The following is a 17,117-nucleotide window of genomic DNA, read 5'->3' on the forward strand; positions in this document are numbered from 1 at the left end:
TATATGAGGAGGAAGAAATCGATGAAATCGTATGCAGAGATGACAAAGGAAGAATTACTGGAACACAAAAAAGAACTTTCCGCCCAATATAAGGAATTTCAGGGTAAGGATCTAAAGCTTGATATGTCCAGAGGAAAACCCAGTACCGAGCAACTTGATATTTCTATGGGAATGATGGATGTGTTAAGCAGCAACGATGATTTGACCTGTGAAGATGGCACCGACTGCAGAAATTATGGAGTACTTGCCGGAATCAAAGAAGCGAAAGAACTCCTTGCAGATATGATGGAAGTTGCTTCGGATCACATCATTATTTATGGAAATTCTAGCTTGAATGTTATGTATGATACGGTATCCCGTTCCATGACTCAAGGTGTTATGGGAAACACACCCTGGTGTAAGCTTGATAAGGTGAAATTCCTTTGTCCAGTACCAGGATACGACAGACATTTTTCCGTAAGTGAGTATTTTGGAATTGAGATGATCAATGTTCCGATGACACCGTCAGGACCGGATATGGATCTGGTGGAAGAACTGGTTGCAAACGATGATAGCATTAAGGGAATCTGGTGCGTACCCAAGTATTCCAATCCTCAGGGGATTTCTTATTCTGATGAGACGGTTCGCCGGTTTGCCCGTCTAAAACCAGCTGCCAGTGATTTTAGAATCTACTGGGATAATGCGTATACCATTCATCACTTATATGACCATGATCAGGATCATCTGATTGAAATCCTTGCAGAATGTAAGCGGGCTGGCAATCCTGATATGGTGTTTAAGTTTGCTTCTACTTCAAAAGTAAGTTTTCCGGGATCTGGGATTGCAGCCATAGCGGCTAGCCAGAACAACCTTTCAGATATTATGAAACAGTTAAAAATGCAGACCATTGGTCACGATAAAGTGAACCAGCTTCGCCATGTACGATTCTTCCATAACATTCATGGAATGGTAGAGCATATGAGAAAACATGCGGACATCATGAGACCGAAATTTGAAGCTGTTATTGAAATACTTGATCGGGAACTTGGAAGTCTTGGCATCGGGCAGTGGACCTGCCCCAAAGGCGGTTACTTTATCTCCTTTGATTCCAATGATGGTTGTGCAAAAGCCATTGTGGCAAGATGTAAAAAAGCAGGTCTTGTAATGACTGGGGCTGGAGCTACGTATCCATATGGCAAAGATCCTCATGATAGTAACATTCGGATTGCACCATCTTATCCCACACTTGCTGATTTGAGACTAGCCATGGAACTGTTTACTCTTTGTGTTAAGATTGTAACCATTGATAAGCTTCTTACTGAGCGGGAATAAAAATAACGCGTTACCCTTAAAGTTGTAGAAGGGTAACGCGTTTTCGATTCATGAATCAAATAAGACCAGATTGATAAATGCCTGAAATGCTTCTGTTTGAAATTTATCTTTGTGAAATACAACATGATTCATACAGCTAAGATTAAGGTCTTTGATTTCTATTTCAATAACGTCTCCTCTTTTTATGGATTCATCGGCCCAGATTCTTGGGATAATGCCGATTCCCAACTGCTCTTTTACCGCTTTTATGATGACATCCGAACTGGAACTTATCCAGAGAGGTTCTGCACTTAGATTGTTCAGTGACAGAGCACAGTCGAAGGAATCCCGTATGGTACAGCCTTTCTCCCGTAGGAGCAGAGGTTCTTTGATTAAGCGGTCCAGTGGTACCGGCTGACTACTGCTTTTACTCAAGGGGTGCCCAGGCGCGCAGATCACTGCCATAGGATAAGAAGAAAAAGGAATTCTTTCTAACTGATCCTCTGGAATCACACCTTCAATCAGGCAAATATCTAGTTGGTTTTTCAGTAGTTGGGTGGTAATCGATTCGGATGTATCTACGGTGACGTTTACCTGAATATCGGGATTTGTAGTTTTAAATTTGGTTACAATCTGCGGAAGCAGATGGCTTGCAAGTGTGACACAGGATCCGATTCGCAATGGGGCTTGTAAGTGCAAAAGACCGGAGTAATTCTCCAGGTCTTGGTATAATTCTAACAGAGGAATGACTTTGGAGAGATAAAACTTACCGTTTTCATTCATAACGACTTTACGGGATACACGGTCAAACAAAGGAGAACCAACGGATTCCTCCAGTTCATTGATGGCATGTGAGATGGCGGGCTGGGTCATAGATAAAGACTTGCCAGCTCCGGTAATACTTCCTTTTTCACACACCATTTTAAAGATTGTAAGATGTCTAATATTCATTTGTAGGATCCTTCCATTACTGAAATGTTATATCATAATACTTATTATATCATTTTGATAATGATATGAACAGAAGTTTTTTTAAAAAATTTAGTTATTTTAAGGACAGCATCATGAGGTATTCGTCCCCGTAACTGCCATCCCGGTACTTAAATCCGTGTCTTCTTGCCCCGTAAATTTCAAATCCCCATTTTTTATAAAGTGCGATTCCTCGTTCATTGCTCTGAATGACTTCCAGTTCTAGTTGCTCATAATTCATAGCCCTTGCCCCCTCTGTGATGGCGGATAGAAGATTGGAACCAATGCCAAGTCCCCAATGGCTTCTTAGAATTGAGATTCCAAAATTGGCACGGTGAGCATACCGTTCGTGTTCTGCGACCGGATTAATCCCGGCGTTTGCCACTAATCTTCCTCTGACGTAAGTACAGATCATCAAATCTTTCTGACTTTGTAATAGAGAGTGTAAAAATTGTTTTTCCTGAAAGAGTGATATTTTAATCTCATCTGGATATCTGCTTAAATAGTTGGTTTCCCCTGATACTTTTTTTAAAAGACGAAGTACAGATGCCCCATCATTGGGTCCAGGGCTCCTTAAATAACAGGGAGTTCCGTCCTTTAAAACTACCTCCACTTGCTTAAACTCCATCCCCGGCCTCCTATGATTCAAAAAAAGAAAGCAAACAATCTCTACTTTCTCTTTTTGTTCGTTCTATATTATAATTACAGTCTTTTTGCTATGGCTTTGATAAATTCTTCACTGTTTAATACGGTTGGATTGGTTATGCTAGTTATGAGCGCAAGGTCCTTTGTCATCTCACCTGCCTCAATGGTATCCACAGTGGCTTTTTCTAGTCGATCCGCAAAATCAGCCAGTTCTTGGTTTTCGTCTAATTCCCCTCGTTTTCTTAGAGCTCCAGTCCAGGCAAAAATTGTGGCTACGGAGTTCGTAGAAGTTTCTTCTCCCTTTAAGTGTTTATAATAGTGACGCTGAACGGTACCGTGGGCGGCCTCATATTCATAGTCACCGTTTGGAGAGACTAATACGGAAGTCATCATTGCAAGAGAGCCAAAAGCGGAAGAGATCATATCACTCATGACGTCTCCATCGTAATTTTTACATGCCCAGATATATCCGCCCTCTGATTTCATAACACGTGCGACAGCATCGTCTATTAATGTATAAAAATATGTAATACCAGCTTTTGAAAATAAATCTTCATATTCTGCATCATAAATATCTTGAAAAATATCTTTAAATGTATGGTCATACTGTTTGGATATGGTATCTTTGGTTGCAAACCATAAATCCTGGCAGGTGTCTAGTGCGTAGTTAAAGCAGCTCCTTGCAAAGCTTTCAATGGAACCGTTTAAGTTATGCATTCCCTGGATGATTCCGGGGCCATCAAACGTATGAATGGGTTCCCTGGTCTCCGTTCCATCGGCAGCCGTATAAACAAGTTCTACTTTTCCTTCACCGGGAATCTTCATCTCCGCGCCTTTGTATACATCTCCGTATGCATGACGAGCGATTGTAATGGGTTTTTTCCAGTTAGCAACACATGGTTCGATCCCCTTTACTACAATAGGAGCGCGGAATACCGTACCATCTAACAGTGCGCGGATGGTTCCATTTGGACTTTTCCACATCTGTTTTAAGTTGTATTCTTTTACACGGGCAGCGTTGGGGGTAATGGTAGCGCATTTGACGGCAACCTTATATTTTTTTGTGGCGTTTGCAGAATCAATGGTAATCTGATCGTCTGTTTCATCTCTGTAAACCAATCCCAGATCGTAGTATTCGGTCTTTAAGTCAATATAGGGATGAAGAAGATTATCCTTGATCATCTGCCAGAGAATCCTTGTCATCTCATCGCCATCCATTTCGACTATGGGGGTCGTCATCTTAATCCTATCCATGTGTTTGTCCTCCTTAGAAATGTTCGTGTTAAGCTATAGTATACGACGAATTCTTAGTTCGCACAAGTATATTTATGTAAATTTATCCACGCATCCTTTAATATTATACAAGTTTCCAGTGAATACCATAAATTCTATGCGAAGAATGGTATAATCATTCCAAAAAACAATGAAATTTGACGAACCATTTGTTCACGGATTATTCACTTGACACCTTTTTCTCTGAATGGTATAGTTACAGCTATAAACTGTAATCAAAAATAGTACAGAATCAATGAGAAATTTGCTTATCGTATGAGCAGAACTTATATTAGAAGGAGGTATTTCATTTGGGATTTTCAATTGATGTGAGTGTACCTGTTTTAACCGTGTTTTTACAGGGAATCATTAGTTTCTTTTCCCCTTGTGTGTTACCACTCATCCCCCTTTATATCGGGTATCTGTCGGGTGGGACGGGAGAACGGGGAGAAGATGGACGGATTTATTATAAGCGTAGTAAGGTAATGCTTCACACGATCTGCTTTGTAATAGGAATTAGCTTTACATTCTTTTTGCTTGGACTTGGTTTTTCTGCACTTGGTGGATTCTTTAATTCAAATCAGCTATTGTTTGCCAGAATCGGTGGAATATTGGTTATTTTGTTTGGGTTGTATCAATTGGGTTTTTTTGGAACCTCCTCATTTCTTACGAAGGAACGCAGACTAAATTTCTCTGATAAACTGGCAATGTCACCGTTTACTGCCTTGTTGATGGGATTTACGTTTAGCTTTGCATGGACACCGTGTGTGGGACCAGCGCTTGCAAGCGTTCTTATTATGGCAGCATCCGCCTCTACGAAAATGATGGGATTTTTACTCATTGGGGTGTACACACTTGGTTTTATTCTTCCATTTCTGGCGGTTGGATTCTTTACTACAACGGTTTTGGAATTCTTTAAGAAACATCGGAATGTAACAAAGAATGCAGTGAAACTTGGCGGAATATTAATGATATTCATGGGATTTTTAATGTTCACCGGTAAAATGAATGCCTTCACTGGTTATTTGTCCTCCATTTCGAATCCTACCGTAAATGAAACGAAAGACGAAGAGAAAGATGCAAAGAATGATCCAGTGGATCAAGAGGTAGTGGTTCCGGAATCCACAGCAGAAGTAGAAGGTAGTACGGAAGAGAAAAATCCAGATGAGCCATTGCCGGCAGTTGATTTTACACTTACGGATCAATTTGGAAAGACCCATACTCTCTCCGATTATAAAGGAAAGACAATTTTTCTAAACTTTTGGGCAACCTGGTGCCCACCTTGCCGGGCAGAGATGCCGGATATCCAGAAAGTATATGAAACGTATGATACGGATGGGGATGATGGTTTAATCGTACTAGGGATTGCAGCGCCTAATTATGGAAATGAAAAAGATGAACAAGGCATCAAAGACTTTTTGAAAGAAAACGAATATACGTATCCGGTTTTAATGGATACCGATGCAGCGTTATTTTCAGCATATGGAATTTATTCCTATCCAACCACCTTTATGATTGATCGGGATGGGAATGTTTTTGGATATGCAAGCGGACAGCTTTCAGAGGATACTATGAAAAGTATTATTGAACAAACGATGAAAGGAGAGAGAAACTGATCGTATGAAAACATACAGGGCAAAAAGAGAACGGATCCGAAAAAGAAACAGAAGAATTGTTAGCGGAGTTATGCTGTTATCGGCCCTGTCAATCGTCTGGGTACTTGGTTCTCGGCTATTCGCCTCTCCGCCGTCCGATTTTTTAAAAGGGGCAACGGGAATGGAAGCGGAGGCAGGTGTCGAGGAAAATACGGAAAATAAGACGCTTGTCTCTGCAAAGATCGAACAGACAAATCTTACGGGGTTAACGATAAAAGAAGCAGAAGAGACCATTGAAGAGAGGTATCAGTGGGGGCTGGCAGTTAGCGATGGATCGGAAGTGGTGAGTCTTGATAACCTTTTGAGTGGGCAGTTAAAGGAGATTCAAACGCAGCTAACGCAGACTCCCCCGGATCAGGTGCAAAAATATACAATTGATCGATTGGTTCTTAAAGAGCCGTTAAAAAAGCAGGTAGCTGAACTGGCAAAACGCTGGGATCAGCCAGAAAAAAATTCCCAACTGGACTCATTTGATCCGGATACAGGCGTTTATCATTATACGAAAGAACAATATGGGCGAGTTCTTAATCAGGAAAAGCTAATCGCTCAGGTGATGAATGCGGTCAAAGAAGAAGATCTTCAACGTGAGATCTCAGCGGAATTTACAAAACTTCCGCCCAAACGAACGAAGACACAGGCGAAAGAACAATATCAAGTAATTGGTACCTTTTCCACGACGACGACGAACAACAAAAATAGAAACAAAAATATAAGCCTTGCCGTGGACGCAATGAATGGTCTTATAGTAAAACCAGGAGAAGAATTTTCGTTTAATCATGTTACGGGCAACCGGACCAAAGATAAGGGGTATCAGCCTGCGGGCGCCTACCGCAACGGAGTCTTAATTGAAGAGCCTGGGGGTGGGGTATGTCAGGTCTCCACTACGTTATATCATGCAGTCATTGAAGGTGGATTTAAAACGACGGAGCGCAATTCCCATAGCTTTGCTCCATCTTATGTAAAAAAAGGACAAGATGCCATGGTGAGTTTTGATGGATATGCAGGCCCGGATCTTAAATTTATCAATACCAGCCAGGATAATATCGTCGTAAGAGCGGCATTGAAAGGAAATAAACTGAACCTCTCGCTTGTAGGCATCCCTCTATTGGATCAGGGCCAGAAGGTGGAGATTGTTTCAAAAAAAGTAAGAGATGCAGATCCACTGCCTCCTGTTTACGAAGAAAATCCTGCCCTTTTATATGGAACAGAAAAAGTGATTCATAAAGGATCAACAGGAAGTGTGTATAAAAGTTACCGCATCACCAGAAAGGGAGATACCATCATAAAGGAAGAACCCCTTCATAATAGTAGTTACAAAGGAAAACCTGCCATAATCCAGAGAAATACCACAGTAATGCCAGAAGAAACAGTCCCTGAAACAGTTCCTGAAACTGAATCAGAGACAGAAACAGAAACAGAGACTACAGAGGCAGAGCAGATCGGGCCAGGGATATAACTCCTTGATTTTTTCATTTGGGATATTAAAAAAAGAAAGGGATCAGCGTTTATTTGCTGATTCCTTTCTGCTTTTCGCTCGCCATGAATACTAGCTTCTTTATTTATTCTTTAAAATATCCAACCTTAAAGTTATGATACCAACTCTCTAATTTTTCCTTTGGCATGATAGAAAGACGATTCAAGATTGCCTTTGCAAACTCCACTGCCGATGTTCCATTGGCAGTAATAAAATGTTCCGTTGAGACCACCTGTTTTTCTACAAAATGATTGCGTCCTTTGTAATTAGGAGCAAATTCCTCTAAATAGTCTAAGGAATTCCCGGTATGACTGATATGATCCAGATACCCGTTATTGGCTAAAAATGTGGAGGCATCGCAGATAGCGGCAATTGGGATGTTTTGGTTGATACAGGTGTCTACTGTTTCTTTTATGGAGTCATTCTCCCCCAGTAACCAGGCAGTGCCTCCAATTAACAAAAGCATTGTAAACCGTGAAGGGAGTTCTTTAATGGAATAATCTGGAATTACTCTAAATCCACCCAACGATGTTACGGGATTTTTGCTCAGGGCTACTGTTTTCACGACATATCCAGTGGTTGGCTTGTTTAATTCCGAACAAAGGTAGGATCCCTCCCAATCAGCATAACCATTTGATAGAAAGACTAAAATTTCTTGTTTCATCGCAGTTCTCCTTATTCTAGTTTTTCGTATTATATCATAAAATTCGGAAAAATGTAGGTCATATTTTACTTCGTTGTTTGAACTAAAACCCTGTGGAACAAATACATGAATGGATTTTAGGAGATATAAGACATAGAAATCTATAATTTTCAATATATCTTTCTTAGCCACATCATGTTATAATTTGTTTTGCGTTAATCTTTATACTTGAAATACTTTCATGGAGATGCAGATAAAATGTTTTGTTTGTGTCAATAATATTAGATAGAGATAAATGTACCAATACAGATAAAAAGGAGATAGTATGCAATTTAAGGAACTATATATTAGAAACGATATTCTAAAGGCATTGGAACGGGAAAACTATGAAAATCCCACACCGATACAGGAAAAGGCAATCCCTATCATACTAAGTGGTAAGGATTTACTTGGCTGTGCACAGACGGGAACGGGAAAAACGGCTGCATTTGCAATCCCAACCATTCAGCTGCTCAGTGAGGAGAACCTGTCTCCTCGGGGAACGCACCCGATCCGTGCCTTGATTGTAACACCAACAAGAGAATTGGCTATGCAAATTTACGATAGCTTTAATACGTATGGTAAATTCACTGATTTAAATTGCTGCGTGGTCTTTGGAGGAGTGTCTCAAAAGCCACAGGAAGATAAACTGAAACAGAATGTAGACATACTGGTGGCGACTCCAGGAAGACTCCTTGCTTTGATTGATCAAAAGATTATCAATATCGAACACATAAAAATGTTTATTTTAGATGAAGCAGACCGCATGCTGGATATGGGATTCATTAAGGATGTTAAAAAGATCATTTCCAAGACACCGGCAAAAAAGCAAACACTACTTTTCTCGGCGACTATGCCTTCTGAAATCGAGAAACTGGCGGGTACACTTCTAAAGAATCCTTTGAAAATAGAAATCACCCCCGTCTCATCAACCGTAGATTCCATTGAACAACGCCTATATTATGTTGATAAAAGTAACAAAAAGGATTTGCTCCTTCATATTCTTGAAGACAAACAAATCGTTTCAGCCCTGGTATTTACACGAACCAAACATGGGGCAGATCGCATTATTCGGCAGCTTTCAAAGCATCATGTAGTCGCACAGGCAATCCATGGGGATAAATCACAAGGAGCCCGCCAGAGTGCCCTTAAAAATTTCAAAAACAAAACCTTGCGGATATTGATTGCAACCGATATTGCGGCAAGAGGAATTGACATAGATGAACTATCCCATGTTATTAATTTTGATCTTCCAGATATGCCTGAGACGTATGTACACCGAATTGGACGTACTGGCAGGGCTGGACTTGGCGGTACCGCAATTTCCTTCTGTGATTTTGATGAGAAAAAGCAGCTGGCAGATATTGAAAAATTAATCGGGAAGAAATTAACAGAAGTAGAAGATCATCCATACCCTTTAAAAAACAACTTTCCGGCAGTTAAAACGACTCAGCCTAGAGAGAAGAACGCAAGAGAAACGAGATCTCAAAGCAAACCCTCAAAGACTGGTTCTTTCGGTAAGGGACGCGCAAAGAGTGAGTCATCAAGAACGGGTTCCGCAGGGGATGCAACAGCAAAGAAAAAGGTTCGTATGGCAGCAGATGGAACATTGAAGGAAAAAAAGAATTATAATAGACCATTAAAGAAAACAAATAAGTGGTAGTTAGATAGGCAAAAATTAAAGATCAATTGGAAAGGAAGAATATAATATGTCAATGAAAGATATGGAAAAATTGAAACAACTTTTAGACGAGAAAAAGAACAAGGGTAAATTCTTACAAGAAGAAAAAAAGGTAGGCTCTGGAGAAGTTGAAAAGAGGAACAAGAATATAGGACTTGGATATACCAGAACCAAAAAAATATCACAGTAGGAACGAACCCTGCTTTGTAGCTGGGATACCGAAAGTTGTCACTGGTGAGTGCTTTAAAAAATAACGTCTAGCTGAACTTGAATGATTGAGGGAAGCGTATGGAGGTTGTTTTTTGAGGCATTTTTTTATGTATGATCCTGTTTTTAGAGCTTGCAGTTATAAGTTTTTCGCTTTATGTTTAACTTTTTCTTTAATTGTCCACAATAAAAATAATAGTAATCCTAGATCAAGTGGAAAGGAGGGGGAGGTGTGAACAGAAGTTACCACGTTTACGCCCTGTCAGACCGGTTGAAAGCCAGTAAAATTGAACATGAAATAGCTTTGGTCGATGGGGTAAAGAAAATTAAAATTACAGAAGATTTAAAAGAGATGAAGTTAGACCTAGACAACGGTAAAACTACGGCTGCCATGGAGCGAGTGGTAAATATCTGCAACCGCATATCCTACGGCTGCGAAGTGCATTATAAGTTTACCTAGACAAAAGAAAAACAGGAGGGCGATTGCATTATGTATGTCCTCCTGTTTTATCTAGTGGGTTTTGGCGTATTCGCCTATTTTTTTGTCCATGTTTGAAATATGCTTTGTCAGCCATTCCAGTACCATCTGATTCGCGTTTAAAATCACCAGTAAATTCCCGCCGGAAGTACTGTAATCGTTACGAAGTTTGGTTAATTGAGATATGAATGCGGTATGTGCTTTTCTCTGTTCTTCAAAAGCTGGGTAGTGGATGCTTTGCATATATTTTTCTTCATCTGCAAAATGCTTTTTAGTGTAATCATCCAAAAAATTAAGAAGCTCTCCTACATATTCCTTTGCTTGATTGTTTTTACCTGCTTCAAAAAGAGCTTCGGCTTTTTGAAACCACATCTTGTGTTGATCGTCAATCATTGTAATTCCCACGGATAAATTGGGTGTCCACGGCATAATGATTCCTCCTATTGGTACGAATTTTGATATACTTATTATATAACAAATAGATAGAAAAATCAAACAAAACAGGAGATTCTTGTATAGAGTTAAATTGACGTTCTTCTTTCCCAATGTTATAATTTTTATCTAGTAAAGAATAAGGGAGAAAATGTATGGATGCAAATGGAGTCCGTTTGAATAAATATTTAAGTGAAGCAGGAGTTTGTTCCCGTCGAGAGGCAGATCGACTTGTCGAAACGGGGAAAGTAAAAGTGAATGGACAACCTGCAGTACCTGGACAAAAGATATTACCAGGTCAATCCGTTGCCGTAAAGGGAAAGACCGTTGCTGTAACTGGGAAAAAGAAAGACCATAAGGCAGAACCTGTCCTTTTGGCAGTCCATAAGCCCCGTGGGATCGTTTGTACCGCGTCGGATAAGGACAGGGCACCGAATATCGTAGATATGGTTCATTACCCGGTAAGGATCTATCCGGTCGGCCGGTTGGACAAGGAGTCAGAGGGACTGATCCTTATGACCAATCAAGGGGACCTGGTGAATAAACTGATGCGCAGCAGCAATGCCCATGAAAAGGAATATCTGGTGAAAGTAAATCGTCCTGTTACCGATGATTTCATCAGAAAGATGAGAAAGGGGGTATTATTGCCTGAATTAGACGTTACTACGAAACCTTGCTTTGCAGCAAAAACTGGAGAGAAGGCATTTCGGATCGTTTTAACTCAGGGATTAAACCGCCAGATCCGTCGAATGTGTACCCAGTTGGGATTTGAAGTACGCATGTTAAAGCGAATGCGTATCATGAACGTTGAACTTGGGGATTTAAAGTCAGGAACATTCCGAGAATTATCAAAGAAAGAATACCATCAGATGAAAGAAGCCATAAAAGAATCAAGCAGCCGATCTTATATGGAACAAAAAAAGGAGAAATCGGATGGACGGAAATTTAAGTAGAATGAAGGAATTAATTGCGATACTAAATCAAGCCGGAAAAGCATATTATCAGGAAAACCGGGAGATTATGAGCAATTATGAATACGATAAATTATACGATGAATTAAGTGCTCTGGAAGAAGAGACAAAAACGGTACTTTCCATAAGTCCCACACAGCAAGTAGGTTACCAAGTTCTTGGGGAACTACCAAAAGAAGCCCATGAAAGTCCAATGCTTTCACTTGACAAGACAAAGAGTGCGGAGGAGCTTGCGCAATGGTTGGGAAAGAATAGGGGGGTCCTTTCCTGGAAATTGGACGGATTGACCGTGGTTCTTACTTATCGAGATGGGACCTTAATGAAAGCAGTTACTCGTGGGAGTGGTGAGATCGGAGAGGTAATTACAAACAACGCCAGAGTCTTTTCCAATGTTCCCCTTACAATTCCTTTTCGGGGAGAGCTGATCTTAAGAGGGGAAGCTATCATTAAATATTCTGACTTTCGTTTGATTAATCAGCAGATCGAAGATGTGGATGCCAAGTATAAAAACCCTAGGAATCTTTGTAGTGGTTCGGTGCGGCAGTTAAACAACCAGATCACAGCCAGCCGGAACGTGAATTTTGAGGCATTTTCACTGGTGTCAGCAGCAGGGGTGGATTTTCAAAATTCCAGAATCAGGCAGTTTGAATGGTTAAAAAAACAGGGATTTGATGTGGTAGAATATAAAGAAGTCACCAAAGAGACGTTACCAGAGGCAGTAGAAGGGTTCGCAGCCTCTATATCGGATCAAGATATTCCCTCGGATGGTCTGGTTTTGATGTTCGATGATATTGCTTATGGGGAATCTTTGGGACGAACCGCCAAATTTCCACGGAATGCCATAGCCTATAAGTGGGCGGATGAGATTCGGGAAACAACTTTGACTGAAATAAAATGGAGTCCTTCCAGAACTGGGCTTATCAATCCTGTGGCGATGTTTGAACCAGTAGAACTAGAGGGAACGACAGTTAGCCGGGCGAGTGTTCACAATCTAAGTATTATGGAGGCTCTGGAGCTTGGAGAAGGGGATTTGATTACAGTCTATAAGGCAAATATGATAATTCCTCAGATCGCAGACAATCTAACGCGAACCGGGACTATAAAAATTCCTGGCAATTGTCCCGTTTGTGATGGGAAAACAGAAATCCGGAGAATGAATGATGTAAAAAGTTTGTATTGCACCAATCTGGATTGTCAGGCAAAACAAGTGAAAAGTTTTGCTCATTTTGTCAGCCGGGATGCGTTAAATATAGATGGGTTATCGGAAGCAACTTTGGAAAAATTTATTTTAGGCGGTTTAATTCGGGAATTAGCGGATATTTTTCATTTGGCTGACCATGAAGAAACGATTACTCAGATGGAGGGATTTGGAAAAAAATCCTATGATAATCTGATTCAAGCGGTGAAAACGGCATCCCATACATCCCTTCCCAGACTGATCTATGGTCTGGGAATTGCCGGGATTGGATTGGCAAATGCAAAGATGCTATGCCGGGAATTTCAGTATGATTTTGAGAAACTGCGCCATGCAGAGGAAGAGGAACTCATTGCTGTTTCTGGCATTGGGAAGGTGCTTGCAGAAGCGTGGATTTCGTATTTTCAAGAAGACAAAAACAATCAGATGGTTGACCGCGTGAGGAAGGAAATTACCATAGAGCGGGAGACAAAGAATGAGGAAACGAAGAAACTGAATGGTATGACATTTGTGATCACCGGATCGGTTACTCACTATGAAAACCGGAAGGCATTGCAGGAAGTGATTGAAACAAACGGCGGAAAAGCGGTGGGTTCGGTTACTTCGAAAACAACTTATTTAATCAACAATGACACCACGTCCAATTCGTCGAAGAATAAGAAGGCAAAGGAACTTGGGGTACCTATTATTTCGGAGGACGATTTTATTCAAATACTGGAGGAGTAGATTATGCCGATTAAAGTACAAAAGGATTTACCTGCAAAGATTATACTGGAAAAAGAGAATATCTTTACCATGGATGAGGACCGGGCGTTAAAACAGGATATTCGTCCTCTGGAAATTCTTATTTTAAATCTAATGCCTATAAAAGAGGATACGGAAACACAGCTTTTACGTGCGCTTTCGAATACTCCTTTGCAGGTGGACTGCAGCTTTTTGATGTTGGAGAGTCATACATCAAAGAATACATCTGCCAGCCATTTAAACAAATTCTATGTGTATTTTGATGAGGTAAAAGAAAAGAAATACGATGGCATGATTATTACGGGTGCTCCGATTGAGAATCTGGAGTTTGAGGAGGTCAATTACTGGCCTGAACTGAAGAAGATCATGGAATGGAGCAAAACATATGTAACCAGCACGTTTCACATCTGTTGGGGAGCACAGGCAGGACTTTTCTATCACTATGGGGTCCCAAAGTATAAGATCGATAAAAAGTTGTCTGGAATCTACCGCCATAAGTTATTGGACCGGAAGGTGCCGTTAGTAAGAAGTCTGGATGATTATGTGATGGCTCCTCATTCCCGTTTTACTGAGATTCGGAGATCGGATATCGAAACGCATCCCGAGCTTAAGATTCTGGCAGAGTCGGAGGAGGCAGGGCTTTTACTGGTGATGAGCAGGGACGGAAAGCAGATTTTCGTTCAGGGCCATCCGGAGTATGACCGCATGACGTTACATGGGGAATATCATAGGGATTTAGAGAGCGGACTAAACCCGGAGATCCCGTGTAATTATTATGAAAATAATGACCCTGATACGGTTCCGGTATTAAACTGGAGAAATGCGGCGAATACGATCTATGGGAATTGGTTGAATTATTATGTATATCAAGTAACGCCTTATGAGTTGTAAGAAGTGGCGTAAAACAGGGTATTTACAGCATTTTGAAGGGTTATGTGCAATACCAAAAGTATCGTAAAGTATCGCGGAATAACGGCTTTTATCGAGAAATTGGGGTACGATTGGGGTACGACATAGTGCATTTTGGGGTACGGTCACTGTTGATTAAAAGACCTATATAATATATAAATTAGACATCTGAATAAGTCTATAATCCTTTTGCTTCCAGAGGGATTGTAGGCTTATTTTAGTGCCTTAATGTTCACAGGTGATTATTTCATCAAGCGTAGCATTCAACCTCGCCACAGGGCAAATATGACGCTTACAGAGGGTACAAATAGAATACCGATTTGATGTACATATCTAAGGAAATGGAACAAGGTTTCCTCGACAACATGGAGAACAGAAAACTAGCAACTATAAAATGAATTGAATGGAGGGCAATTATTTATGGAACTAAAGGACAGGGTAACAATTATCAACAAAAGAAATATGAATGGACTTTCCCAACTTTATGGTAAAATTTCCACAGATGAATTAGAACTTATTGTGAATAGATATTTAGCCATTGCGATTGATGAAATTATGGAAGATGAAAATTTCACGCCCGCTGCAATGTAAACCAATTATAAGACTGTTATATTTCCTAATCATCAGGAAGTAAAAGAAAGATGATACTAGGATTCAAGAGTATTTCTGATTTATTTCTATGTGCAATAGGTACGTAACAATCTGTTACCTACCACATATCAGCACAACTAATCCATGTGATAAAGACATGAAAAGTAAATATAGGATAAATGGATTTATAAAGTTTCAGAATCGTGTATTCTGGAGCTTATTTGCTATGGACTAAATTAACGAAAAATGGCGGTTTTAAGCATATGTGTTTAAGCAAGAATGGCTTAAAATAAGGGTTTCTTTAATGGGACCGTAAAACGCTATTTGGAAATAATTTTCCCATTTGGGAAGCATAGTGATTTTCTTGAATCTCTGGGTAATAAAAAGGAGGTTCAATGAATGACAATAAGATTAACAATAGTGAAAATAATGGGGTATCTTACAACGTAAATACTAAGGTATGTAATAAATGCAACAGAGAACTACCAATAGATAAATTTAGATACATACATAGTAAGAAATGGTCATCATATTATTTAGGTCAGTGTAAAGAATGTGAATATAAATACCGGAGAAATTATCTTGAAAATGAGCGCAGAATTAAATTCTCTGATTCTTTAGAAATTTTGGTACAGAGGCAATATAAGGAAATTAAATCAGAGAGAATTCTTGATTTGTCATTGATGAAAATTATTGCTATAGGCACAGATGAAATATTTGCGAAGTTGATGGATTATAAAGATTACTGGATATCAAACTATGGGCGAATGATTCATTGTGTCAATGGTGAATATTCCTTGCTTACTGGTAGACACGATAATTACGGTATATTAAGTTATACAGTATCTAAGGATGTTCTAATTGATGGTAAATGGACTTTTAAAAGAAAAACTATATATGCCCCCAGTGCAGTTGTAAATGAATTTATTGTGAATCCAGATGTCAAAAATAATACATATGTCTGGCACAGCGGTTTCAATAAGGAAGATAGTTATTATAGAAATCTATATCCACTAAATAAAGAGCAGTATAAAATTGTAAAGCGGAATTTCACACAGAACGGTGACGATTCAGAGGAGTTTATACTGAATGTAATGAATGACATCAAGTATAAACCGGATAACTGGAGCAAACAATCATTGAAACCTAGAATGTGTGGTGTGGGATACTGGGGAAGTGATGATGTTAATTGTACTGTGGAATCTTATTTAAGATGGCATGATATGATTCACCGCTGTTATAATGATAAGTTCCATTCACGGCAAGAACAATATTCCAATTGTGAAGTCTGTGAGGAATGGAAAAATTATAGTAACATTTCTAAGGATTCTTTAGACAATAGATTTATCGCAGACCTTACGCTTCAGATATTAGCCTATGTGGCAGAGAAAGAAAGGCAGAACACAAATACCAGGCAGAGGGAAGGAATAGCTGCTATGCCAGTGGTAAACGGGAAACGGGTGTCCTCTAAGACTGGCAACGCAACCGGAAGACCTGCTGCCGAGTTTCCGGAAGAATGGGAAAAGTATTATTTGGAATGGAAAGCTGGAAATTTGACTGCTAAAATGTGTATGGACGTTATGAAATTAAAGAGAACCACTTTTTATAAGTTGGTAAAGCTGTGGAAGAAAGACGGTAAGCCACATATTTAGAAAGAGGAATTAGATAAGTTAAGGAAGAACGAGAATGATTATAATGCTCAAAGAGAAAGCATAGATTGTAAGCAATTAAATTAGTATTTAGTAGATATTTAGTAGATTGATAGCTAGCGTAAAGTTTTATTCGGATAATGGAAAATAAATAAAAAAAGAACACCACTTTGTGATAAAGTATTCAGCGACGAACTAATACAAAACAAAGGATTGGTGTTCTCTATGATTAATAGTATACGATGTTCTGAGTGGAGAAGTGATCCAAAGGTC

At 39.7% G+C, this 17,117-nt stretch carries 16 protein-coding genes; 11 read left to right on the plus strand and 5 right to left on the minus strand.

The window, feature by feature from the left end; translation table 11 throughout:
• The first annotated feature begins 21 nt into the window (after window positions 1-21).
• Entirely contained in the window at window positions 22-1,311 is a 1,290-nt protein-coding gene (locus tag EFT72_RS04225) for an aminotransferase (RefSeq protein WP_124065660.1), read from the plus strand.
• A 48-nt stretch (window positions 1,312-1,359) separates the two neighbouring features.
• Here the strand turns inward: EFT72_RS04225 and EFT72_RS04230 are convergent, their stop codons facing one another.
• From EFT72_RS04230 to EFT72_RS04240, 3 genes are all read right to left on the minus strand, one after another.
• Window positions 1,360-2,241, minus strand: a complete 882-nt coding sequence (locus EFT72_RS04230; protein WP_124065661.1) for a LysR family transcriptional regulator — start codon at window positions 2,239-2,241, stop codon at window positions 1,360-1,362.
• A 94-nt stretch (window positions 2,242-2,335) separates the two neighbouring features.
• Entirely contained in the window at window positions 2,336-2,887 is a 552-nt protein-coding gene (locus tag EFT72_RS04235; RefSeq protein WP_124065662.1) for a GNAT family N-acetyltransferase, read from the minus strand.
• A 74-nt stretch (window positions 2,888-2,961) separates the two neighbouring features.
• The gene (locus EFT72_RS04240) at window positions 2,962-4,158 is read right to left on the minus strand and encodes an NADP-dependent isocitrate dehydrogenase (protein ID WP_124065663.1); all 1,197 of its coding nucleotides are present in this window, start codon (window positions 4,156-4,158) and stop codon (window positions 2,962-2,964) included.
• 329 nt (window positions 4,159-4,487) lie between these two features.
• On the opposite strand from EFT72_RS04240, the gene EFT72_RS04245 reads away from it, so the two are divergent.
• Window positions 4,488-5,792 (plus strand): cytochrome c biogenesis protein/redoxin, encoded by a 1,305-nt coding sequence (locus EFT72_RS04245; RefSeq protein ID WP_124065664.1) that lies wholly within the window; start codon window positions 4,488-4,490, stop codon window positions 5,790-5,792.
• A gap of 4 nt (window positions 5,793-5,796) precedes the next feature.
• Complete coding sequence (locus EFT72_RS04250; protein ID WP_124065665.1) at window positions 5,797-7,287, plus strand: VanW family protein; 1,491 nt, start codon at window positions 5,797-5,799, stop codon at window positions 7,285-7,287.
• A 103-nt stretch (window positions 7,288-7,390) separates the two neighbouring features.
• On the opposite strand, the gene EFT72_RS04255 is transcribed toward EFT72_RS04250, so the two are convergent.
• Complete coding sequence (locus EFT72_RS04255; RefSeq protein ID WP_124065666.1) at window positions 7,391-7,969, minus strand: type 1 glutamine amidotransferase family protein; 579 nt, start codon at window positions 7,967-7,969, stop codon at window positions 7,391-7,393.
• A gap of 304 nt (window positions 7,970-8,273) precedes the next feature.
• Here EFT72_RS04255 and EFT72_RS04260 point away from each other — a divergent pair, with 304 nt between their 5' ends.
• The 3 genes from EFT72_RS04260 to EFT72_RS04265 all read left to right on the plus strand — a co-directional run bounded on the left by EFT72_RS04260 (window position 8,274) and on the right by EFT72_RS04265 (window position 10,335).
• Entirely contained in the window at window positions 8,274-9,650 is a 1,377-nt protein-coding gene (locus EFT72_RS04260; RefSeq protein WP_124065667.1) for a DEAD/DEAH box helicase, read from the plus strand.
• A 46-nt stretch (window positions 9,651-9,696) separates the two neighbouring features.
• The gene (locus tag EFT72_RS19135; RefSeq protein WP_164473065.1) at window positions 9,697-9,858 is read left to right on the plus strand and encodes a hypothetical protein; all 162 of its coding nucleotides are present in this window, start codon (window positions 9,697-9,699) and stop codon (window positions 9,856-9,858) included.
• 249 nt (window positions 9,859-10,107) lie between these two features.
• Entirely contained in the window at window positions 10,108-10,335 is a 228-nt protein-coding gene (locus EFT72_RS04265; RefSeq protein WP_124065668.1) for a hypothetical protein, read from the plus strand.
• A gap of 51 nt (window positions 10,336-10,386) precedes the next feature.
• Here the strand turns inward: EFT72_RS04265 and EFT72_RS04270 are convergent, their stop codons facing one another.
• Window positions 10,387-10,782 (minus strand): bacteriohemerythrin, encoded by a 396-nt coding sequence (locus EFT72_RS04270; RefSeq protein ID WP_124065669.1) that lies wholly within the window; start codon window positions 10,780-10,782, stop codon window positions 10,387-10,389.
• A 158-nt stretch (window positions 10,783-10,940) separates the two neighbouring features.
• Between EFT72_RS04270 and EFT72_RS04275 the strand changes: the two genes are divergently transcribed.
• From EFT72_RS04275 to EFT72_RS04290, 5 genes are all read left to right on the plus strand, one after another.
• Entirely contained in the window at window positions 10,941-11,738 is a 798-nt protein-coding gene (locus EFT72_RS04275) for a pseudouridine synthase (protein WP_124065670.1), read from the plus strand.
• Window positions 11,719-13,677, plus strand: a complete 1,959-nt coding sequence (gene ligA, locus EFT72_RS04280; protein WP_124065671.1) for an NAD-dependent DNA ligase LigA — start codon at window positions 11,719-11,721, stop codon at window positions 13,675-13,677. The genes EFT72_RS04275 and ligA overlap by 20 nt, the downstream gene beginning before the upstream one ends.
• Before the next feature lie 3 nt (window positions 13,678-13,680).
• Complete coding sequence (metA, locus tag EFT72_RS04285; protein WP_124065672.1) at window positions 13,681-14,586, plus strand: homoserine O-succinyltransferase; 906 nt, start codon at window positions 13,681-13,683, stop codon at window positions 14,584-14,586.
• 438 nt (window positions 14,587-15,024) lie between these two features.
• Entirely contained in the window at window positions 15,025-15,195 is a 171-nt protein-coding gene (locus EFT72_RS19140; protein ID WP_164473066.1) for a hypothetical protein, read from the plus strand.
• Window positions 15,196-15,590: 395 nt separating this feature from the next.
• Window positions 15,591-16,847, plus strand: coding sequence for a hypothetical protein (locus tag EFT72_RS04290; RefSeq protein WP_124065673.1), 1,257 nt, complete (start codon window positions 15,591-15,593; stop codon window positions 16,845-16,847).
• The last annotated feature ends 270 nt before the right edge of the window (window positions 16,848-17,117 follow it).

The sequence above is a fragment of the Clostridium sp. E02 genome, assembly GCF_003833015.1.
In the GTDB taxonomy this organism is placed as follows: Bacteria; Bacillota; Clostridia; order Lachnospirales; family Lachnospiraceae; genus Lacrimispora.

Excerpts from the sequence above, each read along its gene's own strand:
- EFT72_RS04290 (WP_124065673.1), top strand. The coding sequence starts at position 15,591 with ATGAATGACAATAAGATTAACAATAGTGAAAATAATGGGGTATCTTAC.
- EFT72_RS19140 (WP_164473066.1), top strand. The coding sequence starts at position 15,025 with ATGGAACTAAAGGACAGGGTAACAATTATCAACAAAAGAAATATGAAT.
- EFT72_RS04225 (WP_124065660.1), top strand. The coding sequence starts at position 22 with ATGAAATCGTATGCAGAGATGACAAAGGAAGAATTACTGGAACACAAA.
- EFT72_RS04260 (WP_124065667.1), top strand. The coding sequence starts at position 8,274 with ATGCAATTTAAGGAACTATATATTAGAAACGATATTCTAAAGGCATTG.
- EFT72_RS04255 (WP_124065666.1), bottom strand. The coding sequence starts at position 7,969 with ATGAAACAAGAAATTTTAGTCTTTCTATCAAATGGTTATGCTGATTGG.
- EFT72_RS04230 (WP_124065661.1), bottom strand. The coding sequence starts at position 2,241 with ATGAATATTAGACATCTTACAATCTTTAAAATGGTGTGTGAAAAAGGA.
- EFT72_RS04240 (WP_124065663.1), bottom strand. The coding sequence starts at position 4,158 with ATGGATAGGATTAAGATGACGACCCCCATAGTCGAAATGGATGGCGAT.
- EFT72_RS04275 (WP_124065670.1), top strand. The coding sequence starts at position 10,941 with ATGGATGCAAATGGAGTCCGTTTGAATAAATATTTAAGTGAAGCAGGA.
- ligA (WP_124065671.1), top strand. The coding sequence starts at position 11,719 with ATGGACGGAAATTTAAGTAGAATGAAGGAATTAATTGCGATACTAAAT.
- EFT72_RS04235 (WP_124065662.1), bottom strand. The coding sequence starts at position 2,887 with ATGGAGTTTAAGCAAGTGGAGGTAGTTTTAAAGGACGGAACTCCCTGT.
- metA (WP_124065672.1), top strand. The coding sequence starts at position 13,681 with ATGCCGATTAAAGTACAAAAGGATTTACCTGCAAAGATTATACTGGAA.
- EFT72_RS04250 (WP_124065665.1), top strand. The coding sequence starts at position 5,797 with ATGAAAACATACAGGGCAAAAAGAGAACGGATCCGAAAAAGAAACAGA.
- EFT72_RS19135 (WP_164473065.1), top strand. The coding sequence starts at position 9,697 with ATGTCAATGAAAGATATGGAAAAATTGAAACAACTTTTAGACGAGAAA.
- EFT72_RS04270 (WP_124065669.1), bottom strand. The coding sequence starts at position 10,782 with ATGCCGTGGACACCCAATTTATCCGTGGGAATTACAATGATTGACGAT.